25 protein-coding genes and 1 riboswitch are annotated in these 23,687 nt (G+C 71.3%); of the genes, 19 read left to right on the top strand and 6 right to left on the bottom strand.

Annotated elements, in window-relative coordinates; genetic code table 11:
- Nucleotides 1–26: 26 nt before the first annotated feature.
- Nucleotides 27–219: riboswitch (cobalamin riboswitch) on the top strand.
- A 36-nt stretch (nt 220–255) separates the two neighbouring features.
- The 9 genes from ABIC70_RS19335 to cobJ all read left to right on the top strand — a co-directional run bounded on the left by ABIC70_RS19335 (nt 256) and on the right by cobJ (nt 9,644).
- The gene (locus ABIC70_RS19335) at nt 256–438 is read left to right on the top strand and encodes a CbtB domain-containing protein (RefSeq protein ID WP_043348844.1); all 183 of its coding nucleotides are present in this window, start codon (nt 256–258) and stop codon (nt 436–438) included.
- A gap of 16 nt (nt 439–454) precedes the next feature.
- The gene (locus ABIC70_RS19340) at nt 455–1,192 is read left to right on the top strand and encodes a CbtA family protein (protein WP_354440665.1); all 738 of its coding nucleotides are present in this window, start codon (nt 455–457) and stop codon (nt 1,190–1,192) included.
- Complete coding sequence (locus ABIC70_RS19345; RefSeq protein ID WP_043348849.1) at nt 1,185–1,586, top strand: DUF1636 domain-containing protein; 402 nt, start codon at nt 1,185–1,187, stop codon at nt 1,584–1,586. Before ABIC70_RS19340 ends, ABIC70_RS19345 begins: the two co-directional genes overlap by 8 nt.
- Nucleotides 1,583–2,617 (top strand): cobalamin biosynthesis protein CobW, encoded by a 1,035-nt coding sequence (gene cobW, locus ABIC70_RS19350; protein WP_354440667.1) that lies wholly within the window; start codon nt 1,583–1,585, stop codon nt 2,615–2,617. Before ABIC70_RS19345 ends, cobW begins: the two co-directional genes overlap by 4 nt.
- A 71-nt stretch (nt 2,618–2,688) precedes the next feature.
- Nucleotides 2,689–6,081 (top strand): cobaltochelatase subunit CobN, encoded by a 3,393-nt coding sequence (gene cobN / locus ABIC70_RS19355; protein WP_354440669.1) that lies wholly within the window; start codon nt 2,689–2,691, stop codon nt 6,079–6,081.
- Nucleotides 6,078–7,418 carry a precorrin-3B synthase gene (gene cobG / locus ABIC70_RS19360; protein ID WP_053611470.1) on the top strand — a complete coding sequence of 447 codons (1,341 nt, stop codon included), beginning with the start codon at nt 6,078–6,080 and terminating at the stop codon, nt 7,416–7,418. Before cobN ends, cobG begins: the two co-directional genes overlap by 4 nt.
- Nucleotides 7,415–8,107, top strand: coding sequence for a precorrin-8X methylmutase (locus ABIC70_RS19365; RefSeq protein ID WP_257787421.1), 693 nt, complete (start codon nt 7,415–7,417; stop codon nt 8,105–8,107). Before cobG ends, ABIC70_RS19365 begins: the two co-directional genes overlap by 4 nt.
- Nucleotides 8,107–8,886: a precorrin-2 C(20)-methyltransferase gene (locus ABIC70_RS19370; RefSeq protein ID WP_043378562.1), complete on the top strand. Its 780-nt coding sequence runs from the start codon at nt 8,107–8,109 to the stop codon at nt 8,884–8,886. The genes ABIC70_RS19365 and ABIC70_RS19370 overlap by 1 nt, the downstream gene beginning before the upstream one ends.
- A complete protein-coding gene (gene cobJ / locus ABIC70_RS19375) occupies nt 8,883–9,644 on the top strand; it encodes a precorrin-3B C(17)-methyltransferase (RefSeq protein ID WP_043345289.1) in 762 nt (253 codons plus the stop codon). The genes ABIC70_RS19370 and cobJ overlap by 4 nt, the downstream gene beginning before the upstream one ends.
- On the opposite strand, the gene ABIC70_RS19380 is transcribed toward cobJ, so the two are convergent.
- The gene (locus ABIC70_RS19380; protein WP_342140901.1) at nt 9,611–10,408 is read right to left on the bottom strand and encodes a cobalt-precorrin-6A reductase; all 798 of its coding nucleotides are present in this window, start codon (nt 10,406–10,408) and stop codon (nt 9,611–9,613) included. The two genes, cobJ and ABIC70_RS19380, sit on opposite strands and share 34 nt — an antisense overlap.
- Here ABIC70_RS19380 and cbiE point away from each other — a divergent pair.
- From cbiE to ABIC70_RS19400, 4 genes are read left to right on the top strand one after another with little or no spacing between them, the layout of a single operon-like run.
- Complete coding sequence (gene cbiE, locus ABIC70_RS19385; RefSeq protein WP_354440673.1) at nt 10,407–11,642, top strand: precorrin-6y C5,15-methyltransferase (decarboxylating) subunit CbiE; 1,236 nt, start codon at nt 10,407–10,409, stop codon at nt 11,640–11,642. The two genes, ABIC70_RS19380 and cbiE, sit on opposite strands and share 2 nt — an antisense overlap.
- Complete coding sequence (locus tag ABIC70_RS19390; RefSeq protein ID WP_043345283.1) at nt 11,621–12,043, top strand: cobalamin biosynthesis protein; 423 nt, start codon at nt 11,621–11,623, stop codon at nt 12,041–12,043. The genes cbiE and ABIC70_RS19390 overlap by 22 nt, the downstream gene beginning before the upstream one ends.
- Nucleotides 12,040–12,816 (top strand): precorrin-4 C(11)-methyltransferase, encoded by a 777-nt coding sequence (gene cobM / locus ABIC70_RS19395; protein WP_354440675.1) that lies wholly within the window; start codon nt 12,040–12,042, stop codon nt 12,814–12,816. Before ABIC70_RS19390 ends, cobM begins: the two co-directional genes overlap by 4 nt.
- On the top strand, nt 12,813–14,132 hold the full coding sequence (locus ABIC70_RS19400; RefSeq protein ID WP_354440677.1) for a cobyrinic acid a,c-diamide synthase CobB: 1,320 nt from the start codon (nt 12,813–12,815) through the stop codon (nt 14,130–14,132). Before cobM ends, ABIC70_RS19400 begins: the two co-directional genes overlap by 4 nt.
- Before the next feature lie 59 nt (nt 14,133–14,191).
- On the opposite strand, the gene ABIC70_RS19405 is transcribed toward ABIC70_RS19400, so the two are convergent.
- Nucleotides 14,192–14,626: a helix-turn-helix domain-containing protein gene (locus tag ABIC70_RS19405; protein WP_078947404.1), complete on the bottom strand. Its 435-nt coding sequence runs from the start codon at nt 14,624–14,626 to the stop codon at nt 14,192–14,194.
- A 356-nt stretch (nt 14,627–14,982) separates the two neighbouring features.
- Between ABIC70_RS19405 and hmuQ the strand changes: the two genes are divergently transcribed.
- Nucleotides 14,983–15,321, top strand: coding sequence for a heme-degrading protein HmuQ (gene hmuQ / locus ABIC70_RS19410; protein WP_043758394.1), 339 nt, complete (start codon nt 14,983–14,985; stop codon nt 15,319–15,321).
- Between the two features lie 334 nt (nt 15,322–15,655).
- A complete protein-coding gene (locus ABIC70_RS19415) occupies nt 15,656–17,161 on the top strand; it encodes an undecaprenyl-phosphate glucose phosphotransferase (RefSeq protein WP_354440680.1) in 1,506 nt (501 codons plus the stop codon).
- A 112-nt stretch (nt 17,162–17,273) separates the two neighbouring features.
- Here ABIC70_RS19415 and ABIC70_RS19420 read toward each other — a convergent pair whose 3' ends face one another.
- A complete protein-coding gene (locus tag ABIC70_RS19420) occupies nt 17,274–17,759 on the bottom strand; it encodes a Fur family transcriptional regulator (protein WP_043347562.1) in 486 nt (161 codons plus the stop codon).
- Between the two features lie 124 nt (nt 17,760–17,883).
- Here ABIC70_RS19420 and ABIC70_RS19425 point away from each other — a divergent pair, with 124 nt between their 5' ends.
- The 3 genes from ABIC70_RS19425 to ABIC70_RS19435 are packed head-to-tail and all read left to right on the top strand — an operon-like array spanning nt 17,884 to nt 19,687.
- Nucleotides 17,884–18,018 (top strand): hypothetical protein, encoded by a 135-nt coding sequence (locus ABIC70_RS19425; RefSeq protein ID WP_257787422.1) that lies wholly within the window; start codon nt 17,884–17,886, stop codon nt 18,016–18,018.
- Entirely contained in the window at nt 18,015–18,815 is an 801-nt protein-coding gene (locus ABIC70_RS19430; RefSeq protein ID WP_354440682.1) for a metal ABC transporter ATP-binding protein, read from the top strand. Before ABIC70_RS19425 ends, ABIC70_RS19430 begins: the two co-directional genes overlap by 4 nt.
- A gap of 47 nt (nt 18,816–18,862) precedes the next feature.
- Entirely contained in the window at nt 18,863–19,687 is an 825-nt protein-coding gene (locus tag ABIC70_RS19435; RefSeq protein ID WP_051044682.1) for a metal ABC transporter permease, read from the top strand.
- Here the strand turns inward: ABIC70_RS19435 and ABIC70_RS19440 are convergent, their stop codons facing one another.
- The 3 genes from ABIC70_RS19440 to ABIC70_RS19450 are packed head-to-tail and all read right to left on the bottom strand — an operon-like array spanning nt 19,688 to nt 22,415.
- The gene (locus ABIC70_RS19440) at nt 19,688–20,551 is read right to left on the bottom strand and encodes an SDR family oxidoreductase (RefSeq protein ID WP_354440684.1); all 864 of its coding nucleotides are present in this window, start codon (nt 20,549–20,551) and stop codon (nt 19,688–19,690) included.
- The gene (gene queG, locus ABIC70_RS19445; protein ID WP_100794098.1) at nt 20,548–21,726 is read right to left on the bottom strand and encodes a tRNA epoxyqueuosine(34) reductase QueG; all 1,179 of its coding nucleotides are present in this window, start codon (nt 21,724–21,726) and stop codon (nt 20,548–20,550) included. The genes ABIC70_RS19440 and queG overlap by 4 nt, the downstream gene beginning before the upstream one ends.
- A complete protein-coding gene (locus tag ABIC70_RS19450; protein ID WP_043347569.1) occupies nt 21,723–22,415 on the bottom strand; it encodes a glutathione S-transferase family protein in 693 nt (230 codons plus the stop codon). The genes queG and ABIC70_RS19450 overlap by 4 nt, the downstream gene beginning before the upstream one ends.
- A gap of 253 nt (nt 22,416–22,668) precedes the next feature.
- On the opposite strand from ABIC70_RS19450, the gene ABIC70_RS19455 reads away from it, so the two are divergent.
- The gene (locus tag ABIC70_RS19455) at nt 22,669–23,472 is read left to right on the top strand and encodes an undecaprenyl-diphosphate phosphatase (RefSeq protein ID WP_354440686.1); all 804 of its coding nucleotides are present in this window, start codon (nt 22,669–22,671) and stop codon (nt 23,470–23,472) included.
- The last annotated feature ends 215 nt before the right edge of the window (nt 23,473–23,687 follow it).

The following is a 23,687-nucleotide window of genomic DNA, read 5'->3' on the forward strand; positions in this document are numbered from 1 at the left end:
TCCGTTGTGTCGTCGCCGGCATGCGTCTACAACGTGCCGGTGACGGTGCCCTGGCAACGGGGTGAAAAGGGAATGCGGTGAGGGGTTTCGCCCCGATTCCGCGGCTGCCCCCGCAACTGTGAGCGGCGAGCGCCTGCCAAGCGCCACCGGAGCGATCCGGGAAGGCGGTGGGCGCGCCGAGCCGCGAGCCAGGAGACCTGCCGTCGCAACAGGATCCCGCAATGCCGCCGGTGGGGCGGCTGGAGACACTCGACGATGACCGCTCAGACCCTCGCCCCCGTCGCCGCCGGTACCCGCTCGTCGGAGCGTCCGGTCGCCGTCGCGCTCGCGGCCATGCTGGGCCTCGGCCTGCTGTTCATGGCGGGTTTCTCGCCGGCGATCGCGTTCCACAACGCGGCGCACGACTTCCGCCATACCCAGAACTTCCCCTGTCACTGACGCCCTCGGCGCAGGGATGATCATTCGGCTTCTGTCGGCGGCCCTGGCCGCCGGCTTCTTCGCGGCTGCCGTTGTGACGGGCCTCGAACTCACGCTGACCTCGCCGCTGATCGTCGCGGCCGAGCGCTACGAGCAGCAGGAACCCTCGCATCAGGCCGCGAAGGCCCTTCCGATCGTGCTCGCCCATGCCGGGCACGACCATGCCGCGCCCGACGCGGCACCGGAATGGCAGCCCGGCCCCGGCCTGCCGCGGATGGCCTTCACCGGTCTTGCGACCCTCGTCGGCGGCGTCGGCTACGCCCTGCTGCTCGGCGCGGTGATGATCGCCTGCGGCCGCGAGCCGACGCCACAGGTCGGTCTCGCCTTCGCGGTGGCGGGCTTCGCCAGCGTCGCCCTCGCGCCGGGCCTCGGCCTGCCGCCGGAACTGCCCGGCAGCGCCGCTGCACCGCTGGCCGCGCGGCAGGCCTGGTGGGTGATGACCGCGGCGGCGACCGGAATGGGACTCTACCTGATCACGATCCACCGTGCTCTGATCACGATCCTGGGTGGCCTCGTCCTGATCATAACCCCCCACGTCGTCGGCGCCCCGCAGGCACCGGAGGGCGCGTCGGAGCTTCCGGCCGCGCTGGCCGCACAGTTCGCCGCCCGGTCGCTGGCGATCAGCTTCGTCTTCTGGATCCTGATCGGGTTGGGGCTCGGCTGGGCGTGGCAGGCGTTTTCCCGCGACACGCAACGGGGAACGGCCCGTGCCTGAGACCGTCCTGTACGTCTGCACGACCTGCCGCCGTCCGGACGACGATCCGGATGGACCGCGCGCCGGAGCACGCCTTCTGGAGGCGCTGCAGGCCGGGAGCGCCGGCACCCCGGACCTGCGGGTCGAGGCGGTGGAATGCCTGTCGGTCTGCAAGCGGCCCTGCACCGTGGCGGTCGCCTCGGCGGACCGCTGGACCTACGTCTACGGCGACATGGATCCGGCCGCCTCGGCGGAGACCATCCTCGCCGGGCTCGCGGCCTATGCGGCGACCTCGGACGGCATCGTGCCCTGGCGCGAGCGTCCGGAGGCTTTCCGCAAGGGCGTGATCGCCCGCATCCCCCCGTTCCCTGAACCCCGCCCGCTCCCCGCCGGCACCCTGGAGGCCGCGGAATGACCATCGTGAACAAGATCCCCTGCACCATCGTCACGGGCTTCCTCGGAGCCGGCAAGACGACGCTGGTCCGCCACGTGGTCGAGAACGCCAGGGGGCGCCGCCTCGCCATCCTGGTCAACGAGTTCGGCGACGTCGGCTTCGACAAGTCCTTCCTCGCCGCCTGCGGGGTCGAAGGCTGCACCGAAGAGGCTATCGTCGAGCTGCCGAATGGCTGCATTTGCTGCACGGTCGCGGACGATTTCGTTCCGGCGCTGGAGACTCTCCTCGGCCGCGCCGAGCCGCCGGAGCACATCCTGATCGAGACCTCGGGCCTCGCGCTGCCGAAGCCGTTGGTTCAGGCGTTCCAGTGGCCGGCGATCCGCTCGCGGGTCACCGTCGACGGGGTCGTCGCAGTGGTCGACGGCCCGGCCGTCGCCGCCGGCGTCTTCGCGGACGATCCGGAGGCACTGGCCGCCCAGCAGGCCGCGGACCAATCCGTCGATCACGACAATCCGCTGGAAGAGGTCTTCGAGGACCAACTCCTCTGCGCCGACCTCGTGGTCCTCAACAAGGCCGACCTCATCGATGCCCCGACCCGCGCTCGGGTGCGTGCCGAGGTGGAAGGCCACCTGCCCCGGGCCGTGAAGGTGGTGGAGACCGAGAACGGCGTCATCGACCCGCGGGTGCTGCTCGGCCTCGCGGCGGCCGCCGAGGACGATCTCGATTCCCGCCCGTCGCATCACGGCGAGGGCGAGGATCACGACCACGACGACTTCGAGACCGTGGCGCTGCCCGTCCGCCCCGCGATCACGGCGGGCGATCTGGCGGCCCGGGTCGAGAAGGCAGCCGAGATCCCGGGCGTCCTGCGGATCAAGGGTTTCGCCGAGGTCGAGGGCAAGGCGATGCGCCTCGTGGTGCAGGGGGTCGGCCGGCGCGTGGCCCACCATTTCGACCGGCCGTGGAAGTCTGGGGAGGCCCGGGACGGCAACCTCGTGGTGATCGGCCTCAAGGGGTTCGACCAGCGCGCCGTCGCTGCGGCCCTCGCGGGATGACGGCCGCCGCGCGCGCCTGCGCGGCTGACGGCGGCGCGCCGGTGCGCGCGGCCGCGGTTTAGGGGCCGTCGATGCATCTCGTGCGCATCGATACCGTCTCGCTCGACGAGGGTGAGGCGGCGGTGGATCTCGGGCAAGAGCCCGGCGATCTGGTTGTGCTGTCGTTCACCGACAGCGACCTCGCGGCGGTCGGTCAGGCCCACGCCGCAGAGCCCGGTCTGCCGAGTCTCCGGCTCGCGAAGCTCGCCAAACTGCGGCATCCGCTGTCGGTCGATCTCTACGTCGAACGCGTCGTGGCGCACGCCAAGGTCGTGGTGATCCGTTGCCTGGGCGGACTGGATTACTGGCGCTACGGGATCGAGCGCTGCGCCGAAACCGCGCGGGCGCACGGCGTCGTGCTCGCGGTCCTGCCGGGCGACGACCGGCCCGACCCCCGCCTCGCGCCGTTCTCCACCGATCCCGACCTCGCCGGGGAACTCGACGCCTATTTCCGTGCCGGTGGTCCCGGCAATCTCCGGCGGATGCTGCGATCCCTGGCCATCCGGCTAGGCGCCGAGGGGGCGGTCGAGCCTCCGCAGCCCCTGCCCCGCGGCTTTCCCTGGTGTCCGGGTTGCGGCGCTCTCCCCCTCGAAACAGCCATTGCCGCGGCTGAAACGGCGACCCCGCTCGACGGCGCGCCGTCGCCCGCCCATCCGCTGGCCCTGCTGCTGATCTATCGCTCCGCCGTGCTCGGCGGCGACACCGAGCCGTTCGTCGCACTCTCAGCCGCCCTGCGCGCCCGCGGGATCGGGGCGCTGCCGATGGTCGTGTCGAGCCTGAAGGAGCCCGAGGCCGCGGCCGCGGTCGCCGATGCGGTGCGGGCGCGCAGACCCGACCTCGTCATCGCAGCCACGGCGTTCTCCGCGCGTGAGGACGGCACCGACTTCGTTCTCGACGGCGCCGGCTGCCCGGTCATTCAGGCGTTTACGGTAGGGTCACCGCGCGCGGCCTGGGAGGCGTCGGCTCGCGGTCTCGGCGCATCCGATCTCGCCATGCAGATCGCGCTGCCGGAATTCGACGGCCGGCTCTCGGGCTTTCCGATCTCCTTCAAGGAGGAAAGCCCGGAGGTCGCCGGCTTCACCCAGCGGCGGGCGGTGCCCTACCCCGCAGGCATTGCCGCCCTGGCGGACCGGGCCGCGGGATGGCTGCGGCTGGCCGCCCTGCCCCGGCCGGCGCGCCGCGTGGCCCTGGTCCTGTCCGACTATCCGGCCCGGGGCGGCCGGGCCGGTTTCGCCGTCGGTCTCGATACGCCCGAGAGCGCCCGCGCCATCGCCGCCGACCTCGCCGCCGCGGGCTACGCGACGGGGGCGCTTCCGGAATCCAACACGCTGATGGCGGATCTCACGGAGGGTCCGGCCGCGTTCCGCGTGCCCCTCCCCGCCTATCAAGCCTGGTGGAACACCCTTCCCGAAGAGACCCGCGCCTCGATCACCGCCGTCTGGGGCGAGGCCGAATCCGATCCGGCCTGCGTCGACGGCACCTTCCGGTTCCGGATGCTGACGGGCACGGCCGCAACCGATCGGAGCGCCGCTCCGGATCGCACCGGGGACGAGGCGATCCGTGACCGCGGTCGGCTCGCCGTCTTCCTTCAACCGGACCGCGGGCGCGATCCCGATCGCAAGGCCGGCTACCACGATCTCGACCGGGCTCCGACCCATGCCTATCTGGCATTCCATCTCGGCCTGCAGCAGCACTTCGACGTTCTGGTGCAGCTCGGTACGCACGGGACAACCGAGTGGCTGCCCGGCAAAGCCGTGGCCCTGTCTCCCACCTGCTTGCCGGCGCTGTGCGTCGGCGGCCTGCCGGTGGTCTATCCCTTCATCGTCGATGATCCGGGCGAGGCCGCGCCGGTCAAGCGACGCCTCGGCGGCGTCGCGCTCGGTCACCTGACGCCGGACGTCGCCGTCCACGCGCTGAAGCCGGAGGCCGCACGCCTGCGCGAGTTGGTGGAGGAATACGCCGCCGCGAGCGTGCTCGATCCCCGCCGCGCCGAACTGGTGGCCCGCGCCATCCTCGAGGAGGCCGAGGCCGCCGGATTGCTGGACGGCGCCGGCATCGGCGCGGACACGCCGATGGACGAGGCGCTGACCCGGCTGGACGCGCATCTCTGCGACCTCGGCGAGACCGTCTTCCGCGACGGTCTCCACGTCTTCGCCCGAGCCCCGGGCGAGGCCGCGGAGGCGGTGCTGGCAAGCGCCGCCGCCGAGCGGACCGGGCTGCTCGCAGCCCTCGACGCCCGATTCGTCCGGCCGGGGCCCTCCGGCTCGCCGTCCCGCGGGCGCAGCGACGTGCTCCCCACCGGACGCAACCTCGCAACCCTGGACCCACGGGCCATCCCGAGCCGCGCCGCCGCGCTCCTCGGTGAGAGGGCCGCCGCCGCCGTGGTGACCCGCTACCTTCAGGACGAGGGTGCCTATCCGGCCCGGATCGTCATGGATCTCTGGGCCTCGCCGACACTGCGCACCGGCGGCGAGGATGTGGCGCATGCCCTCGCCCTCATGGGCGTGCGGCCGGTCTGGGACCATGCCAGCACTCGCGTCACCGGTTTCGAGATCCTTCCGCTGGCCATGCTCGACCGGCCCCGGATCGACGTCACCGTGCGGGTCTCCGGGGCGTTCCGCGACACATTCCCGGAGACCCTGGCGCTGCTCGACCGGGCGACCCGCGCCGTAGCCGACAGGGACGAGGCCGACGACGAGAACCCGCTGGCGGCGGCCCGCCGACGGGGCGAGACGGCCGTGCGGGTCTACGGCGCCGCGCCGGGCCGCTACGGCGCCGGTACCGCCGCAACGGCCCTCGACGGCACGTGGGATGGCCGCGCCGATCTCGGTCGCGCCTATCTTGCGGCCAGCACGCACGCCTATGGCGACCGCGAGGCGCCGGATGCGGATTTCTCCGCCCGGGTGGCGGGAGCCGACGCCTATCTCCACGCCTTCGACGTGGCCGAGCGCGATCTGTTCGACGGGGATGCCGCTGTGGACGCGATGGGCGGCTTCGCGGCCGCCGCTGCCCTGGAGGGGGCGAGCCCCGCGCTCTACAGCCTCGACGTCTCGCAGCCGGAGCGACCGAAAGCCCGAACTGCCCGGGAGGACGCGGCCCGCCTGATCCGAGGCCGCCTCGCCGATCCCCGCTGGATCGCCGCCCAGCTCCGTCACGGCTATCGCGGCGCGCAGGAGCTGGCTCAGGGGCTCGACGCGGTTTTCGTGCTCGCCGCCGCCAGCGATGCGGTGTCCGATGCCGGCTTCGAGACGCTGTACGCCGCCTGGATCGCCGATACCGAGGTGTTCGAGCGCCTGCGGGCTGCCAACCCCGCGGCCACCCGGGCGATCCTGGAACGGTTCGACGCCGCCCGGGACCGGGGACTCTGGCACAGCCGGCGCAACGCTCTTCCGGCCGACGCCTTGCTGCACGAGGCCGCCGAATGAGCGTCGCTCCGCGCCCGCATGGACGTACGCTGCCCGAGGCGGCCAGCCGTCGGGGCTGGTGCCCCGGCCTGACCCGGCCGATGCCCACGGGCGACGGCTTGCTCGCCAGGGTACACCCGCCCCTGGGCGTCCTGACGCTTGGTCAGGCCCGCGCCGTGGCGGAAGGCGCCCGACGCTTCGGGAACGGGCACCTGGATCTCACCGCGCGGGCCAATCTCCAGATCCGGGGCGTCACCGAGGCGACGCAGGCTTCCCTTGCCGCGTGGCTCTCGGCTCAGGGCCTCGGCGACGTGCGGGCCGATGGCGGGCCTCAGCGCTTGACACTCACGAGCCCGCTGGCGGGCTGCGATCCGGAGGAGGCCATCGACGTGCCGGGACTGGCCCGTGCCGTCGAAGCGGCGGGGCTGACGATTCCCGGCCTGCCGGCCAAGACCCTGGTCGTGATCGAGGGACGCGTCGATCGGGCGACCGCGGAGGCCGATTGCGCCGTGATCGCTAACGGACCCGGCCGCGTTGCGATCACGATCGCTTGCGGCGAGGGGCGGCAGGATCTTCTGACCTGCGGGGAACGGGAAGCGCCCGACGTGGTGGCCGCCGTGCTCAACGCCTTCGCGCGGACCGGCCGGCGCCGGATGCGCGATCTGTTGGAAGACGAAAGGGCGACGCTGACGGAGGCGCTGCGGACCGGAGAGCGACCACGCGTCGCAGCGCGGGGAGGCGAAAGCGTATGGCCCGGCCAAGCCCGGCAGCCACGAGGCGGACAGGACCTTCAGATCCTCGCCATCGATGCGCCCTTCGGTCGCTGTACGGCCGACGCCCTCGACCGGCTCGCGGATGCCGCGGTCACGCTCGGCGCGGACGAGCTTCGACTGTCGCCGACCCGCGGCTTCATGCTCCTGGGCCCCCCGGACGTCCCGGCAGCGGCGGTGCGAGAGGCCCTGTCGGTGGACTTCATCGTTGCCGCCGACGACCCGCGGCGGGCGATCGATGCCTGCACGGGTGCCCCGGGCTGCGCCTCCGGGTCGACCCGGACCCTCACCGATGCGGCGCGCCTCGCGGCGGCGTTCGCTCCCCTGGCGGCGTCGGGCCGCGCCGCGCACGTCTCGGGATGTGCCAAGGGATGCGCCCGACCGGGCCCGGCCGACCTGACCCTCGTCGGTCGCGATGGTCTGTACGGCGTGGTGATCGGCGGTGCCCCCGCCGATGAGCCGGCGATGCATCTCCCTATCGAGGCCGTGCTGGAGCGGTTAGGAAGAGCCAAGATCGTCGGGCTGTCCGCCGCCTTCGCGCCGGAGACGACCTGGACGGACAGCGGGAGGACCAGGAGACCGGCATGAGCGCGAGCCAGAACGCCCTGCGCCAGACAGGATCGGAGCCGGCCGCGGCCCACGAATCCCCGTCCCGCTATGAGTATATCCGCGACGGCGGCGCGATCTACGCGCGCTCCTTCGCGATGATCCGCGCCGAGGCGGATCTCGGACGCTGGTCGGGCGCCGCCGAGCGCGTCGTCGTGCGCATGATCCACGCCTGCGGGATGACCGACCTGCCGACCGACGTGGAGATGTCGCCGGGCTTCGCGGAAGCGGGCGTCGCGGCCCTGAAGGCCGGCGCGCCGATCCTGTGCGATGTCCGCATGGTCGCCGACGGCGTCACCCGGGCACGGCTGCCCGCCGATAACGACGTGGTCTGCACGCTCGGCGATCCCCGCGTGCCGGAGCTCGCCCGGAGCCTCGGCACAACGCGGTCCGCAGCCGCCATGGAGCTGTGGCGCGAACGCCTGCCGGGCAGCGTCGTGGCGGTGGGCAACGCGCCGACCGCCCTGTTCCGCCTTCTGGAGCTGCTCGACGCCGGCGTCGCGCCTCCGGCCGCGGTGATCGGCATCCCGGTGGGTTTCGTCGGCGCGGCCGAATCGAAGGAGGCGCTGGCCCGGGACGGCCGCGTGCCGTTCGTGGTCGTGCACGGGCGGCGCGGCGGCAGCGCCATGACGGCCGCCGCTATCAACGCGCTCGCCAGCGAGGTCGAGTGATGGACGGTTTCGAACGCCTCGACGGCCCGACCGAGGAGCTGTCCGCGGCGGCGATGACGGGAACGCTCTACGGGGTCGGCATGGGCCCGGGCGATCCGGATCTGCTGACCGTGAAGGCGCAGCGCATCCTGATGCGCGCGCCGGTGCTGGTGCATTTCTGCAAGCGCGGCCGGCGGGGCAACGCCCGCACCATCGCGGACGCGATCCTGCGCGATCCGGCCCGCGAGATGGCACTGGCCTATCCCTACACCACCGAGATTCATCCCGAGCATCCGGAATACGTCACCGCGCTGGCGAGCTTCTACGACGAGGCAGCCGGAAAACTCGCCGACCACCTCGGCGCCGGGCGCGACGTCGCGATCCTGTCGGAGGGCGACCCGTTCTTCTACGGCTCGTTCATGCACCTGTGGCGGCGCCTGAAGGACCGCTTCCCCGTGGAGGTGATTCCGGGCGTCACCGGGATGTCGGGTTGCTGGACTCGGGCCGGCACGCCGATCACCTGGGGCGACGACGTCCTGACCGTCCTGCCGGCGACCCTCTCGCTCGAGGCCCTGACGGAGCGCCTGCGCGGCACCGACGCCGCCGTCGTGATGAAGCTTGGGCGCCATCTGCCGAAGGTGCGCGCCGCTCTGTCGGCCGCCGGGCTGCTCGCCCGTGCGGTCTACGTGGAGCGCGGTACCATGGCGGGCGAGCGGGTGGTGATGCTGGCCGACAAGGCCGACGACGACGCACCCTACTTCTCCATGGTCCTTCTGCCCGGAGAGGGACGGCGGCCGTGAGCGGAAGCCTTGCCGTCGTCGGCCTCGGCCCGGGCGACGCCGCGTTGCTGACCGAGTCCGCCCGCCGGGCGCTGGATGCGGCGGAGGATGTCGTCGGCTACTTCCCCTATGTCGCCCGTGTGCCCGAGCGACCCGGCCTGGTCCGGCATGCCAGCGACAATCGGGTGGAGGTCGACCGGGCGCGCCACGCGCTGCAGCTCGCCGCCTCCGGACGACGGGTCGCGGTCGTCTCCGGCGGCGATCCGGGGGTCTTCGCCATGGCGGCGGCGGTGTTCGAGGCGGTGGAGCAGGGCGAGCCCGACTGGCGCGACCTCGCGATCACCGTGGAGCCGGGCGTCACCGCCATGCTGGCCGCCGCTGCCCGGCTGGGCGCGCCCCTCGGCGGCGATTTCTGCGCGCTGTCGCTCTCGGACAACCTGAAGCCCTGGCCGGTGGTGACCGCGCGGCTGGAGGCGGTGCTGCGCGCCGACTTCGTGATCGCGCTCTACAATCCGATCTCCGCCGCCAGGCCCTGGCAGCTCGGGGCGGCTCTGGAGATCGCGTCCGGGATCCGCGCGCCCCACACGCCGGTGATGTTCGCCCGCGCCATCAGCCGGCCGGACGAGGCGATCCGGGTCGCGACCCTCGCCGAGGCGCGCGACGTGCCGGCCGACATGGCCACGATGGTCATCCTGGGCGCCTCGACGACGCGGCTGATCCCGCGCGCCGGCCGGACACCCTTCGTCTACACGGCCCGCAAGGTTGAGGAACCGGCGTGATCGCCCGCCTCCAGCCAGCGGAGGGCGCCCGCAGCGTCCGGGACGCTCGGCACGTCGGGCTTGCCCGGCCGGCGCACCATGACGACGGGGATTCCGAGGGTGCGCGCCGCCGCGATCTTGCCGTAGGTCGCCGCCCCGCCGGCATTCTTGCTGACGAGAATCTCGATGCCGCTCGTGCGCATGAGCGCAGCCTCCGACGCGACATCGAAGGGCCCGCGGGCTTCCAGGGCGGTGAGGTGCGGCACCGGCAGGATCCCGCCCAACGGCTCGACCGTGCGCGCCAGATAGGTGTGCTGGGGGGCCGCCGCGAAGACCCCGGCCTCCTGCCGGCCGATCGTCAGGAACACGCGCCGCGGCGCGGATCCGAGGGCGGCGACCGCCTCATCCATCCGGTCGACCTCGATCCAGAGGTCGCCGGGCTCGCGCATCCAGGCGGGTCTGCGGATCGCGAGGATCGGCACCGCCGTCAGGGCGGCTGCGCAAGCCGCATGGTGCGACATCGTCGCGGCGAAGGGATGGGTCGCGTCGATCAGGCAATCGATCGCGTCGGCTTTCAGGTAGTCGGCGAGGCCCTCGATCCCGCCGAATCCGCCGATCCGGGTCGGCACGGGCTCGGGCTTCGGCGCGGCCGTCCGGCCGGCCAGCGAGAGCGTCACGGACAGATCCGCCCGACCAGCGAGCGACCGGACCAGGGCGCTCGCCTCGCCGGTCCCGCCGAGGATCAGAATCCGCATCGTGCCGCTCGTCGGGAACGCCGTGTCCATGGACGCCTTGTCCATGAGCCCTGAGGCGCTGTCGAGCTCACCCTGGCTGTCGATCGTCGGCATCGGCGAGGACGGGCGGGCCGGATTGACGCCGGCCGCCGCCGCCGCGCTCGATGCCGCCCGCGTGGTCTATGGCGGCCGACGCCATCTCGCCCTCGCGGGTCCGCTCGTCGCGGAGACGCGGCCCTGGCCGAGCCCGATCCACGAGGCCTATCCGGAGATTCTCGCGCGGCGGGGGCAGCCGACCTGCCTCCTCGCTACCGGCGACCCCTTCCACTATGGCATCGGCGCCGAGATCGCCCGGATGGTGCCGGCGGCCGAGATCCGCGCCTTCCCGCAGCCCTCGGCCTTCAGCCTCGCCTGTGCGCGGCTCGGCTGGCCGCTGGCCGAATGCGCGCTGGTCACGCTCCATGGCCGCGCGCTGACCCGGATCGTGCCGCATCTCCAGCCGGGGGCGCGGGTGCTCGTGCTGTCCTGGGACGGCACGACCCCCGGCGCGCTCGCCGCATTGCTTTGCGCGCGGGGCTTCGGCGCGTCGACGCTGACGGTGCTGGAAGCGATGGGCGGCCCGAATGAACGGGTCGGTACGACCCGCGCGGACGCGTTCGACCGCGCCGACATCGACGCGCTGAACACGGTGGCGATCGCGGTGGCGGGGCCCGGTCACGCCCTTCCCCTCGCCCCGGGCCTCGACGACGGCCTGTTCGAGAATGACGGCCAGCTCACCAAGGCCGAGATCCGGGCTCTGACCCTATCGGCGCTCCGTCCGCATCCGGGCCTGCATCTCTGGGATGTCGGCGCCGGCGCAGGCTCGATCGCGATCGAGTGGATGCTCCGTCACTGGAGCCTGCGCGCCACGGCGATCGAGGGACGCCCGGACCGGGCCGAGCGCATCCGTCGCAACGCCGTCGCCCTGGGGACGCCGGACCTCTCCGTCGTCGTCGGCACCGCCCCCGGGGCACTCGAGGGCCTGCCGACGCCGGATGCGGTGTTCATCGGTGGCGGCGTCTCCGAGCCCGGGGTCCTGCCTGCGGTGCTTGCGGCCCTCCGGAGCGGTGGTCGCTGCGTGGCCAATGCCGTCACCCTCGAAGGCGAGGCCGCGCTGCTTGCGGCCTTCGCGGCGCAGGGCGGAAGCCTCCGTCGCTACGGTGTCGAGCGGGCGAGCCCGGTCGGCGGGATGCATGGCTGGCGCACCGCCATGCCGGTGACCCAATGGGCCTGGACCAAGCCGTGACCGGATTGCTGGTCGCCGGGATCGGCTTCCGTCGGGGGACCGACGCCGACGAGATCGCGGCGCTGATCGAGCGCGCGCTCGCGGCGCTCGGTGCCGACCGGTCGAGCCTGACGGCCGTCGCCACGGCGGCCGACCGGGCCGCAGAGCCGGCGATCCGTGCCGCGACGGCACGGTTCGGCCTGTCGCCCCAGCCCGTGGCAGCCGCCGCGCTGCAGGCGCGCGACGCCGAGATCGTCACCCGCTCGGCGCGGATCGAACAGCTGCGCGGCGTCGGCTCGCTGGCCGAAGCGACGGCCCTGGCCGGCGCCGGGCCGCAGAGCCGCCTCGCCCTGCCGCGGATCACGAGCGCCGGCGCCACTTGCGCCCTGGCCGTCCGATGCGACACGACACGGGACACATGACCGTTCATTTCATCGGCGCCGGACCCGGCGCGGCCGACCTGATCACGGTGCGCGGGCGCGACCGCATCGCGGCCTGTCCCGTCTGCCTCTACGCCGGATCGCTCGTGGCCCCCGAGATCCTGGGCTGGTGTCCGCCCGGCGCCCGGATCGTCGACACGGCCCCCCTCGACCTCGACGCCATCATGGCGGAGATCCGGACGGCGCACACGGCCGGACAGGACGTGGCACGCCTCCATTCCGGGGACCTATCGATCTGGAGCGCGCTGGCCGAGCAGATGCGCCGGCTCGACGCGTTGGCGATTCCCTACACGGTAACGCCGGGCGTCCCGGCCTTCGCCGCCGCAGCCGCTCTGCTGCGCCGCGAATTGACGGTCCCCGGCGTAGCGCAGACCGTGGTCCTGACCCGGACCTCAGGCCGCGCGAGCGCCATGCCCGAGGGGGAAACCCTGTCGGCCTATGCGGCCACCGGGGCGACCCTGGCGATCCACCTGTCGATTCATGTGGTCGAGGCGGTCGCGGCGGAACTGATCCCGTTCTACGGGCCGTCCTGCCCGGCGGCGGCTGTGTTCCGGGCCTCCTGGCCCGACGAGCGGGCGCTGGTCGGCGATCTCGCTACGTTGCCCGGCCTCGTCGCGGCGGCCGGCCTGGAGCGCACCGCCCTGATCCTGGTTGGGCCCGCCCTCAGCGCCGCGGGCTTCCGCGAGAGCGCGCTCTACGCGCCCGATTACGACCGGCGATACCGGCCCGGCGGCACCGTGGGCCAGCCGTCGTGAGCGCCCCCGGCCTCCTCGTCGCGGCGCCGCGCTCCAGCTCCGGCAAAACGACCGTGACCCTCGCCCTGATGCGCGCCCTCACCCGGCGCGGCCTGCGGGTCCGCGGCGCGAAATGCGGTCCGGACTACATCGACCCGGCCTTTCACCAAGCCGCCACCGGCCATCCGAGCTTCAACCTCGACAGCTTCGCCATGGCGACGCCCCTCCTCGACACGCTCGCGGGCGAGACGGCGGCGGCGGCGGATCTGGTGATCGCCGAGGGCTCCATGGGCCTGTTCGACGGCGTCCGGGCAGCCGAGAACCGGACCGGGGCGAATGCCGACATCGCGGCGCGCTACGGCTGGCCGGTCGTGCTCGTGGTGGACGTGTCGGGCGCGGCGCAATCGGCGGCTGCCGTAGCGCTGGGCTGCACGCTCTACGATCCCCGCGTGCGGATCGCCGGGGTCATCCTCAACAAGGTGGCGAGCGACCGCCATCGTCGCCTCGTCGAAGCCGGCATGGAGCGCGCTGGATTGCCGGTGCTCGGCGCCCTGATGCGCGACGCGCAGCTGGTCCTGCCCGAACGCCATCTCGGGCTCGTCCAGGCCGGCGAGACCGCGGATCTCACCGCCCGCCTCGACCGGCTGGCCGACCTCGCGGAAGCCGGTATCGACCTCGACGCCGTCACGGCCAGTGCGGGCGGCACCGTGCCGGCCTCCGGCGGCCGGCTGCCGCGGCCGCCCGGACAACGCGTGGCGGTCGCTCGGGACGCGGCGTTCAGCTTCCTCTATCCGCATCTCGCGACCGGCTGGCGGTTGGCCGGTGCCGAACTCATCCCCTTCTCACCCCTCGCCGACGAAGGCCCACCGGAGGATTGCGACGTCTGCTGGCTGCCGGGGGGCTATCCCGAACTCCATGCGGGCCGGATCGCCGTCGCCACCCGTTTCCTGGACGGGCTGCGCGACTTCGCCAGGACACGCCCCGTCCACGGAGAGTGCGGCGGCTACATGGTCCTCGGGCAGACGCTTCAGGACGCCGACGGCACCACCCATCCCATGGCGGGCCTCCTCCCGGTGGCGACGTCCTATCACCGCCGCAAGTTGCATCTCGGCTATCGCGTCGCGCGGCTCTGCGGATCCGGCATGCTCGGAGAAGACGGGGCGCGCCTCATCGGCCACGAGTTCCACTACGCCACCGAGCTCTCGCCGATCGCACCGGAGGCATCAGCGCTCGCCCGCGTTTCGGATGCGGAGGGTGTGGACCTGGGGTTTGCCGGACATCGGGTCGGCCCCGTCACCGGCAGCTTCTTCCATCTGATCGCGGCTGACGCACCCTGAAACCGTCCCGGATGCAGCCGCCTCCGGGCCGCGCCGGGCGAGGCCCGCCAGCCCGCCTGTCAGGCCGGATCCGCCGCCGGCGCCGCCGTGCGGTTCTGCGCCAGGCGCGCGGCGCTGCGGACCAGCGCCAGCACATCGCGGCGCATCTGCTCATCCTCGATCTGGGCGTAGGCGCGCAGAAGCTCGATGGCACCGTGGGCGCTGAGGAAGCCGAACACGTCCTCCTGGGCGTTCTCGCGGGGCTCGGTCTCCTCGAAGAACGCGGAAACCGGAACTTCGAGAAGGCGCGCGATCTCCCGCAACCGGCCGGCGCCGACCCGGTTCTGACCCTTCTCGTATTTCTGGACCTGCTGAAAGGTCACCCCAACCGCATTGCCGAGAGCGGTCTGGCTCATGCCCCGCGCCTTGCGCAGGGCTGTGATGCGAATCCCGACGAGACGATCGACGTCGGTGGTCTGCTTCGGCATCGTTTGCCCAGGGGAATCCTTCTCCATGGAGTGGGATGCATCCTCCTGCGAATGCGGTGTTTTCGCCTCGCTATCGCGCCGCTTCACCGCCCGCCCCTAAGTCGCATGTCGTGCACGCCGTGTGGCCGGTCATCCCTGCCGCTCATGCGGCTATAGCCCTGATCCCGACACAGGTGGCGTGCACCGCAGTTGGACACCAAGTTGTCAAGCTTCGCAAGTCAAAGGTTACAGCTTCTAGTTTAAGTACACACATCTTTGCAACATTGTTGCGGAAATGTCGATGGCGATGATTGGGCAGCTTAAGTGGTGCGCCTTGTCGCCGCGCAGGTGTTCCCCTTAGGACCGCCGATGCTTGTAGGATTGGTAGCGCGCAGGAGAGACGCATGTTCATCGCGATGAATCGCTTCAAGGTCGTCAAGGACGCGACGGCCGACTTCGAGGCCGTCTGGCTCGGCCGCGACAGCCATCTCGGCGAGATGCCCGGCTTCGTGGAATTCCACCTCCTGCGCGGCCCCGAGCACGAAGACCACGTCCTGTACGCCTCGCACACGATCTGGCGGTCGCACGCGGATTTCGAAGCTTGGACCCGATCCGAGCAGTTCCGCAAGGCGCACGGTCGCGTGCCTTCGACCAAACCCCTGTATCTCGGTCATCCCCAGTTCGAGGGTTTCGAGACGATCCAGACCGTCGCCAGACCCGCCGACGCCGAGGCGACGTCTTAAAGCTCAACCGAGAGTCCTCGCCCGTTCCGCATGCGGGGCGGGCGCAGGGCCGGTTGAAACTTCGGACGAAGAAACGCGCTTGAATTGAAACGACGCGTTCGATGACGGCCGAACTCCAACATTGGCGGCCGCCGCATGCGTCATGCCGGCGCTCAGCATTAATCATGTATTGCAACGGCTGGGCGCGCGCTCTAGGTCGCAGCCTCCCTCCGTGACAGCGAATGCGACCCTGCCGGGCCCGCGGCTTGCTCCGTCACCGTCACCAGGCGGCGCCGAAACCTTTCGTGTCTCAGACTGGTACAGAGTCCGACTAAGACGGGACGTTGCGGGTCAGATGTTTCACGATCGGCTTCCGGAGACGTTTCAGGCGCTGCCCACCTCGGCGGAGCGCCGACGCAACGTATGGTCGGCGCTGCTGCCCCGGCGCGGTCGTGCCCTGGCGCGGATCGCCCTGTCGACGACGCTCGCCGCGACCGATCTCGCGGCGATCGTGATGGTGGCCCTGGGCGTCGAGTTCGCCTACCACGCCCTCGCCCAGGACAGCGCATTCTGGGCGAGCAGCGTTCGCGGCCTGCGCCTGTCGGCGCTGCTGGGACTGGTGATCATCGCCGCGAACGTCCTGCGCGAGGAGTACAGCCTCGAGAACGTCATGGCGCAGAAGCCGGGCGTTCAACGCGTGGCCTCCCTCTGGCTGGTCGCCTGGGCCGCCGTGCTGGTCGTGAGCTTCATGACCAAGACGACCAACGATTATTCGCGCCTGATCTCGTTCGGGACGTTCGCCGTGGGCCTTCCGGTCCTGATCGCGGCCCGGGCATCGGTGCGGCGCCTCGTGCGGGCGCGGCTCAGTGCCGGCTCGGCCACGGCCAGCCGGATCCACCTCGTCGGCTACGAAGAGGACATCGCGCGCTTCTACGCCGGCAAGGAAGCCGATCATCTCGGCTCGCGGATCATCGGGACCAGCTACCTGCGACGGGTCGATCCCGGCGCCGACGTGGCCACCCGATACGACCAGCTGCAGGAGGATCTCGACCTCGCGGTGTCGGTGGTGCGATTCCTCCGGCCGGACGACGTCTTCGTGCTCGTGCCGTGGGCCGACACTGCGGAGGTCGAGCGGTGCATCGACGCGTTCCTGCGGGTGCCCTCGGCCCTGCATCTGCGCCCCGGCGCCGTCCTCGATCGCTTTCCCGATCTGCAGGTCGCCCGGGTCGGCGGAGTCTCGGGGATCAATATCGGTCGTCGGCCGCTCAATCTGGGCGAGGTGATGCTGAAGCGCCTCCTCGATCTGACCTTGGCGACCATCGCCCTGGTTTCACTGTCCCCGTTGCTGGCGGCCATCGCCGTTGCGATCAAGCTCGACAGCCCCGGCCCGGTCTTCTTCCGGCAGAAGCGCTACGGTTTCAATCAGCAGCCGTTCGGCGTCTTCAAGTTCCGGTCGATGCGCACGGATGCGAATGCCGCCTTCCGGCAGGCGACCCGCAACGACAGTCGGATCACCCGGGTCGGCGCGATCCTGCGCCGGACCAATCTCGACGAGCTGCCCCAGCTGATCAACGTCCTGCGCGGGGAGATGTCGCTGGTGGGTCCCCGCCCGCATGCGCTGGCCCACGACCGGAGCTTCGAGCGGCGGATCGCCCTCTATGCACGCCGCCACAACGTGAAGCCTGGGATCACGGGTTGGGCTCAGGTCAACGGCTACCGGGGGGAGACCCAGACCGACCTCGCCATGGAGCAGCGCGTCGCCTGCGATCTGCACTACATCGACAACTGGTCGATCTGGTTCGATATCCAGATCATGATCCAGACGGTCATTTCGCGCCGCGCATACCAGAACGCGTTCTAAGGCGCGGGCGCGAGGCGGTCGGGAGGCGCCATGCCCGCAGGCGTGGCACGCTCGTGGATTGCTCCCCGCCGTCAGCGCGGACGGGCTGGACCAGGCAACTCGGTCTCGCGGCTCAGGGTGCCAGCTTCCGCTGACGACAGGTGCCGCAATCGCCCTCGACCTCCAGGATGCTGTGGGTCGGCGTGAATCCGGCCCGCTCCAGAGTGCGCCCGAGGCTGCCCTCGACCTCCTCCGACGAGGCCTCGTCGACGCCGCCGCAGGTCCGGCAGATCAAAAAAATCACCCCCTCCCCGGGCGCGTGGCCGTGCGCGCAGGGGATGAAGGCGTTGCGGCTCGCGATCCGATGGACCAGCCCCTGATCCATCAGGAAATCGAGGGCGCGGTAGACCGAGACCGGGGCCACACGCTTGCCCGGCGCGCTCAGCCGCTCGGCGATGTCGTAGGCGCCCTGAGCCTTCCCGGCCTCGGCCACGGCCTCCAGCACCTCGCGGCGCAGGGGCGTGAACTGCAGACCGCGCTCGCGACAGAGGGCCTCGGCCCGCGCGAGAATGTCACCGGTGCCGGCGTGGCACGCGTCGTGACCCTCGTGACGGTGCATGATTGCTCCAAACATGATCCGCAGGTTGTCCCGCGGGTTTGTTACAGTGTATCACCGCGGCCCAGGACCGCACCAGTAGCTCCGCGTGGTGCCCGCGCCGGTGTCAGTGCGCGACGAGGATTCCTTGCCGACCATTCCCAGCCCGAGACGCGCGGCCCGACGATCGCTGTTCCAGAGCGGGATCGGCCTGCGGCTGGCGCTCGCCGCGACGCTCGCGGCGCTGGTCTGGCTGACCATCGCCTGGGCGCTTTCGGCATGAGCAGCCGGAATCCGGATCCGATCCGCCTCGTCGGCCTCACCCTCGGTTACGACCGGCATCCAGCGGTCCACCACCTCGACGGGACCGTGCGAGCGGGCGACCTGCTCGCGCTGGTCGGACCGAACGGCGCCGGCAAGTCGACGCTGCTGAAGGGCATGGCCGGAGAGATACGCTGCCTCGACGGCCGCATCGAACGTGCGGGCGCCCTGGCCTACATGCCGCAGGCGGACGAGATCGACCGGAGCTTTCCGCTCACCGTCATGGATCTCGCCGGGATGGGTCTCTGGCGGCAGGCGGGAGCGTGGCGCAGCCTCGTCCGGCGGCGGCCGGCCATCGACGCCGCGCTGGCGGCGGTCGGTCTTGAGGGCTTCGCGGCGCGGCCGATCGGCACCCTGTCGGGTGGTCAGTTCCGGCGCGCGCTGTTCGCCCGGCTGATCCTGCAGGATTGCCCCGTCGTGCTCCTCGACGAGCCGTTCACCGGGATCGATGCGCGGACGGTCGACGATCTGCTGGTGCTGATTGCGACCTGGCACAAGGAGGGGCGGACCGTGATCGCCGCCCTGCACGACCTCGCGCAGGTCCGCGCGCATTTCCCGACGACGCTGCTGCTCGCCCGGGAGCCCGTGGCCTGGGGGCCGACCGCGCGGGTCCTGACCGCCGAGAATCTGGCCCGCGCCCGCAACCTGTCCGAGGCCTGGGACGAGGGCGCGGCGATCTGTGAAGGACCGCGGAATCCCGCGGAGCCGGCGCACGATCACGGCCGGGCAGCGCATCACCATCACGAGGACGCCGCGTGACCGATCCGTTCGGGTCTCTGTTTGCGCCGTTCGTCGAATTCGGCTTCATGCGCCGGGCGCTGGCGGGTTGCCTCGCCCTGTCGGTGTCGGCACCGCCCATCGGCGTCTTCCTGACGCTGCGCCGCATGAGCCTCATGAGCGACGCGATGAGCCACGCGATCCTGCCGGGGGCTGCGGTCGGCTTCCTGGTCGCCGGCCTGTCCCTGCCGGCGATGACGCTGGGCGGCCTCGTCGCCGGCCTCGCGGTGGCCCTGCTCGCGGGCGCCGTCACCCGGGCGACCACGATCCGGGAGGACGCCAACCTCGCGGCCTTCTACCTCATCTCGCTCGCCGCCGGCGTGCTGCTGGTCTCCCTGCGCGGATCGCAGATCGACCTCATGCACTTCCTGTTCGGCTCGGTCCTGGCCCTGGACGATTCCGCCCTCTGGCTGCTCGGCGGCATCAGCACGCTGACCCTGCTGGCGCTCGCCGTGATCTACCGGCCGCTCGTGATGGAATGCGTCGACCCGCTGTTCCTGCGGAGTGTCAGCCGCAGCGGGGGTCCCGTGCACCTCGCGTTCCTGGCGCTCGTGGTGGTCAACCTCGTTGGCGGGTTCCAGGCCCTCGGGACCCTGCTGGCGGTCGGCCTGATGCTGCTGCCCGCAGTGGCGGCCCGGTTCTGGGCCCGCGACCTGGCCGGACTGATCCCGGTCTCGATGCTGATCGCCGCCCTCGCGAGCGTCTCGGGGCTCAGCCTGTCGTACCAGTACGACCTGCCGAGCGGCCCGGCCATCGTTCTCGCGGCTGGGGCCCTCTATGTCGCCTCGATGATGGTGGGGCCGCGCGGCGGCCTGCTGCGCCGCCTCGTGCGGCCGCGTCACCTCGAAGCCTGATCAGGGCTGGTCCTTCAGGGCCGCGAGACCTTCGCGGTAGGTCGGATAAGCGAGGGCCACACCGAGCTCCTCGCGGATCAGCCGGTTCCGCACGCGCTTGTTCTCGCCGTAGAAGCTGCGCGCCATCGGCGACAGGTCGGCGGTCTCGAAATCGATCTCGGGCGGCAGCGGCAGGCCGGTGAGGGAGGCGGCGTGCTCGGTCACCGTCTGGGGCGCGGTCGGCTCGTCGTCCGTGACGTTGTAGATCGCCCCCGGCCGCGGGCGGTCGATGGAGGCCAGCAGCGTCGTGGCGATGTCGTCGACATGGATGCGGTTGAAGACCTGCCCGGCCTTCACGATGCGCTGCGAACGACCCTCGCGCAGTTTCACGATCGGGTTGCGCCCGGGGCCGTAGATGCCCGAGAGCCGGAAGACCTGCACGGCCTTCCCGGTCTCGACGCCGAGTGCGAGCCACGCCGCCTCGGCCTCAAGGCGCACCTTCGACCGGGCGCTGCGTGGCGCCGCGGGTGTCGCCTCGTCGATCCACGCGCCACCCTGGTCTCCGTAGACGCCGATCGTCGAGAGATAGCCGATCCAGCCGATCCGGCTCGCCGCGATGGCGTCCCCGTAGCGGGCGAGAACCGGGTCGCCGGCCTCGCCGGGGGGGGCCGAGGCCAGCAGCACGTCCGTGTCGGCGAGATCCGCGGCGATCCGGGGATCGTCGGCCTCCGGCCCGAAGGCGCGCATGGCGAACCCGATCTCCGCCGCGACGCGGTCGGCGGCCGCGGGATCCGTGACGCTGGCGCGGACGGTCCCGAAACGCGCTCGCGCCCGTTCGGCGAAACGGCGGCCGGTGAAACCGAGCCCGAAGACAAAGAGATTCATGGGGCGGATGTCTCGCCCACGGGCGATTCCGTCAAGGCGGCGGCGGCCGTCCACTCGTCGCGGACATGGGTGTCGGTCTCGTGGTCGCCATGAAGGCGGCAGAGCGCGTGCACGGCATCCGGCGCGAGCAGCCGGCCGCAGGCCCAGACCGCCATGCCGCGCACCAGGGGAGACGCGTCATCGAGCGCCGCGACAGCCGCGCCCGCCAGATCGGGATCGCCGGAATTGCCGATCGCGATCATGACGTTGCGCAGGAAGCGGTCGCGCCCCGTGCGCTTCACCGGCGTGCCGGCGAAGAACGACCGGAACGCCGCATCGTCGAGACCGGCGAGATCCGCCAGCGCCGGGGCCGCCAGATCCGCGCGCGCGGCGAGCCGGTTCTCCGCCGCCGTACGGGCGAACTTGTTCCAGGGACAGACGGCGAGGCAGTCGTCGCAACCGAAGACCCGGTTTCCGATCGCCGGCCGGAACGCGGCAGGGATCGGACCGGCATGCTCGATCGTGAGATACGAGATGCACCGGCGGGCATCGAGCCTGTAGGGGGCCGGAAAGGCGTCGGTCGGGCAGATGTCCAGGCAGGCGCGGCAGGAGCCGCAATGGTCGCGCTCCGGCGGATCGGGCTCGAATTCCGCGCTCGTGTAGATCGCCCCGAGGAGCAGCCAGTTGCCGTGCCCGCGGGAGATCAGCACCGTGTGCTTGCCCTGCCAGCCGAGGCCGGCCGCCTCGGCGAGGGTCTTTTCCATGACGGGGGCGGTGTCGCAGAAAACCTTCACGCGCACGTCGCCCTTGGCGGAGAGATACCCCCCCAATTCTTTCAGACGACCCTTCAAAACCTCGTGATAATCCCGCCGCTGTGCATAAGCGGCGATGGCCCCGCGATCCGGCCGGGCCACGAGGTCCAGGGGATCGTGCTCGGGCCGGTAGCTCATCGCGAGCACCAGGATGCTGCGCAGGCCGGGCCACAAGTCCACCGGGCTCGCCCGCTGGTCGGCCCGCTCCGCCATCCACTCCATGGTGCCGTGCGCGCCCTCGGCGAGCCAGGTCGACAGGCGGCCCGGAAGGTCCGGGAGCCTGTCGGGACGGGTGACGCGCAGGCCGCAGAAGCCGAGCGCCCGGGCCCGGGTCTCGACGAGGCGGCGGAGATCGGCGCCGAAATAGGTTCGTCGGGCGGTCAGAAATCCAGATCCGCGTAATGGGCGGCCGGTGCCATGCCGGGCACGCGGTCGGCGAGCAAAGCGCGGAACGAGGGCCGCGACTTGACCCGTGCGTACCAGTTCCGGGCCATCTCGTCCTCGTCCCAGGGCACGTCGCCCAGGTAGTCGACGCAGGAGAGATGGGCGGCCGCCGCCAGATCGGCATAGGTCAGGTTGTCGCCGGCGATCCATCGCCGCCTGGCGATCAGGTAGCCGATGTACTTGAGGTGGTAGCGCACGTTGGAGCGCGCGGCGCGGATCGCGTTCATGTCGGGCGGGCCGCCGCCCTCATGGGCCGACATGAAGCGCTTCGAGATCTTCTCGTTCACGAGGTAGGCCGTCACCTCGGACTCGAACTTGACCAGGAACCAGTCGAGCAGGCGCCGGACTTCGACGCGCTCGACGGTGTCCTCCGGCAGCATGCGCCGCCCCGAGAGCCCGAGGCCGCGGGTCTCGTCGAGATACTCGGCGATGACGCCGGCGCCGGGGACGACGAGCCCGTTCTGCTCCAGCAGCACGGGTGTGACGCCCGCCGGATTGATCAGCAGGAAGTCGTCGCGCCGTTCCCAGGGCCGTTCCTCGAACAGCGTCGGCTCCATGCCCATCTCGGCGAGTACGAGACGGATGAACCGGGAATTCGCGCAGAAGGGGAAGTGGTAGAGGGTTGCCATCGAGGCCGTGGAGGACGTTCGGTCTGCCAACGCGGCCTGTCCCGCGCTCGTCGAGGGCCCTGATGCGCAGGTGTTCGGCGCGCAGGACTTCGGACCGAGCGTTATTGCCCGACCGTTTCCGAGCCCTTAACACGCCCGGCCCGGCCCGGTAACCGCTCGTCAACCCTAATGGGCGAAGCCTCGGGTTCAACCATTTCGCGTGGCAGGCGGCGGCTCGACGGGGGCCGCAGCGCCCACGGCACAAGGCGCTACGATGGATCCGGCAAGCATCGGCAAGGCAGTGCTGCTCGCCCTTGTGGAGGGGGCGACCGAATTCATCCCGGTCTCGTCGACCGGCCACCAGTTGCTGGTCGGCCACTTCATCGGCTTCCACTCGCCCAACAACACCTTTGAGGTGCTGATCCAGCTCGGCGCGATCCTGGCGATCCTGCTGGTGTATTTCCGCCGCCTGCTGGCGATCGCCACGGCGGTGCCGTCCGATCCGAAGGCGCGCCGGTTCGTGCTCGGCATCCTGGTGGCGTTCCTGCCGGCGGCGATCATCGGCGGCCTCTTCTCCAAGCTGATCAAAGCCTACCTGTTCAATCCGTGGATCGTGTGCGCGACCCTGGTGGCCGGCGGCCTGGTGCTGCTCGTCATCGACGACACCGACCTCGAGGTGAAGAAGAAAGACGTCTACGACTTCACCCTGCCGATGGACCTGAAGATCGGCATCTTCCAGTGCCTCGCCATGATCCCCGGCGTGTCGCGCTCGGGCGCCACCATCGTGGGCGCGATGCTGATGGGCGCCGACAAACGCTCGGCCACCGAGTTCTCGTTCTACCTGGCGATGCCGACGATGGCGGGCGCCTTCGCCAAAGACCTGCTCGACAATTACAAGTACCTTTCGAGCGACGATGTCGGCCTGATCGTGATCGGCTTCGTCGTGTCGTTCATCTCGGCGCTGTTCGTGGTGCGGGTGCTTCTCGACTACGTCTCCCGCCACGGCTTCTGGCTGTTCGCGTGGTGGCGGATCATCGTCGGCGCCCTCGGCTTCGCCGGCCTGATCATCCTGGGCTGACGGGCCGGTCCCTCTCGGGCCCGGACGACCGGATCGGCGGATCCGCCTCGGCGGCGTGATCCGTCCGGTCGTCGGTCCGGGCGCCGTAGACGGGCCCGCAATCCGGAAATGCTGGCTTTGCCGAAGCCTGCCGGGTCGGCATGTCCGATTTCCGGGCTCCCCGTCGCGCCGCTGGGACCATCAAAAATCGGTGATGGGCGGCTTCAGCTTTCCTC

The sequence above is a fragment of the Methylobacterium sp. 1973 genome, assembly GCF_040545035.1.
Taxonomy (GTDB): Bacteria; Pseudomonadota; Alphaproteobacteria; order Rhizobiales; family Beijerinckiaceae; genus Methylobacterium; species Methylobacterium fujisawaense.

What these genes read in the sequence shown, in the direction of transcription:
- ABIC70_RS19335 (WP_043348844.1), top strand. Translation starts at nt 256, where the DNA reads ATGACCGCTCAGACCCTCGCCCCCGTCGCCGCCGGTACCCGCTCGTCG.
- ABIC70_RS19340 (WP_354440665.1), top strand. Translation starts at nt 455, where the DNA reads ATGATCATTCGGCTTCTGTCGGCGGCCCTGGCCGCCGGCTTCTTCGCG.
- cobW (WP_354440667.1), top strand. Translation starts at nt 1,583, where the DNA reads ATGACCATCGTGAACAAGATCCCCTGCACCATCGTCACGGGCTTCCTC.
- cobN (WP_354440669.1), top strand. Translation starts at nt 2,689, where the DNA reads ATGCATCTCGTGCGCATCGATACCGTCTCGCTCGACGAGGGTGAGGCG.
- cobG (WP_053611470.1), top strand. Translation starts at nt 6,078, where the DNA reads ATGAGCGTCGCTCCGCGCCCGCATGGACGTACGCTGCCCGAGGCGGCC.
- ABIC70_RS19365 (WP_257787421.1), top strand. Translation starts at nt 7,415, where the DNA reads ATGAGCGCGAGCCAGAACGCCCTGCGCCAGACAGGATCGGAGCCGGCC.
- ABIC70_RS19370 (WP_043378562.1), top strand. Translation starts at nt 8,107, where the DNA reads ATGGACGGTTTCGAACGCCTCGACGGCCCGACCGAGGAGCTGTCCGCG.
- cbiE (WP_354440673.1), top strand. Translation starts at nt 10,407, where the DNA reads ATGGACGCCTTGTCCATGAGCCCTGAGGCGCTGTCGAGCTCACCCTGG.
- ABIC70_RS19380 (WP_342140901.1), bottom strand. Translation starts at nt 10,408, where the DNA reads ATGGACACGGCGTTCCCGACGAGCGGCACGATGCGGATTCTGATCCTC.
- ABIC70_RS19390 (WP_043345283.1), top strand. Translation starts at nt 11,621, where the DNA reads ATGGGCCTGGACCAAGCCGTGACCGGATTGCTGGTCGCCGGGATCGGC.
- cobM (WP_354440675.1), top strand. Translation starts at nt 12,040, where the DNA reads ATGACCGTTCATTTCATCGGCGCCGGACCCGGCGCGGCCGACCTGATC.
- ABIC70_RS19405 (WP_078947404.1), bottom strand. Translation starts at nt 14,626, where the DNA reads ATGGAGAAGGATTCCCCTGGGCAAACGATGCCGAAGCAGACCACCGAC.
- hmuQ (WP_043758394.1), top strand. Translation starts at nt 14,983, where the DNA reads ATGTTCATCGCGATGAATCGCTTCAAGGTCGTCAAGGACGCGACGGCC.
- ABIC70_RS19415 (WP_354440680.1), top strand. Translation starts at nt 15,656, where the DNA reads ATGTTTCACGATCGGCTTCCGGAGACGTTTCAGGCGCTGCCCACCTCG.
- ABIC70_RS19420 (WP_043347562.1), bottom strand. Translation starts at nt 17,759, where the DNA reads ATGCACCGTCACGAGGGTCACGACGCGTGCCACGCCGGCACCGGTGAC.
- ABIC70_RS19430 (WP_354440682.1), top strand. Translation starts at nt 18,015, where the DNA reads ATGAGCAGCCGGAATCCGGATCCGATCCGCCTCGTCGGCCTCACCCTC.
- ABIC70_RS19435 (WP_051044682.1), top strand. Translation starts at nt 18,863, where the DNA reads ATGCGCCGGGCGCTGGCGGGTTGCCTCGCCCTGTCGGTGTCGGCACCG.
- ABIC70_RS19440 (WP_354440684.1), bottom strand. Translation starts at nt 20,551, where the DNA reads ATGAATCTCTTTGTCTTCGGGCTCGGTTTCACCGGCCGCCGTTTCGCC.
- ABIC70_RS19450 (WP_043347569.1), bottom strand. Translation starts at nt 22,415, where the DNA reads ATGGCAACCCTCTACCACTTCCCCTTCTGCGCGAATTCCCGGTTCATC.
- ABIC70_RS19455 (WP_354440686.1), top strand. Translation starts at nt 22,669, where the DNA reads ATGGATCCGGCAAGCATCGGCAAGGCAGTGCTGCTCGCCCTTGTGGAG.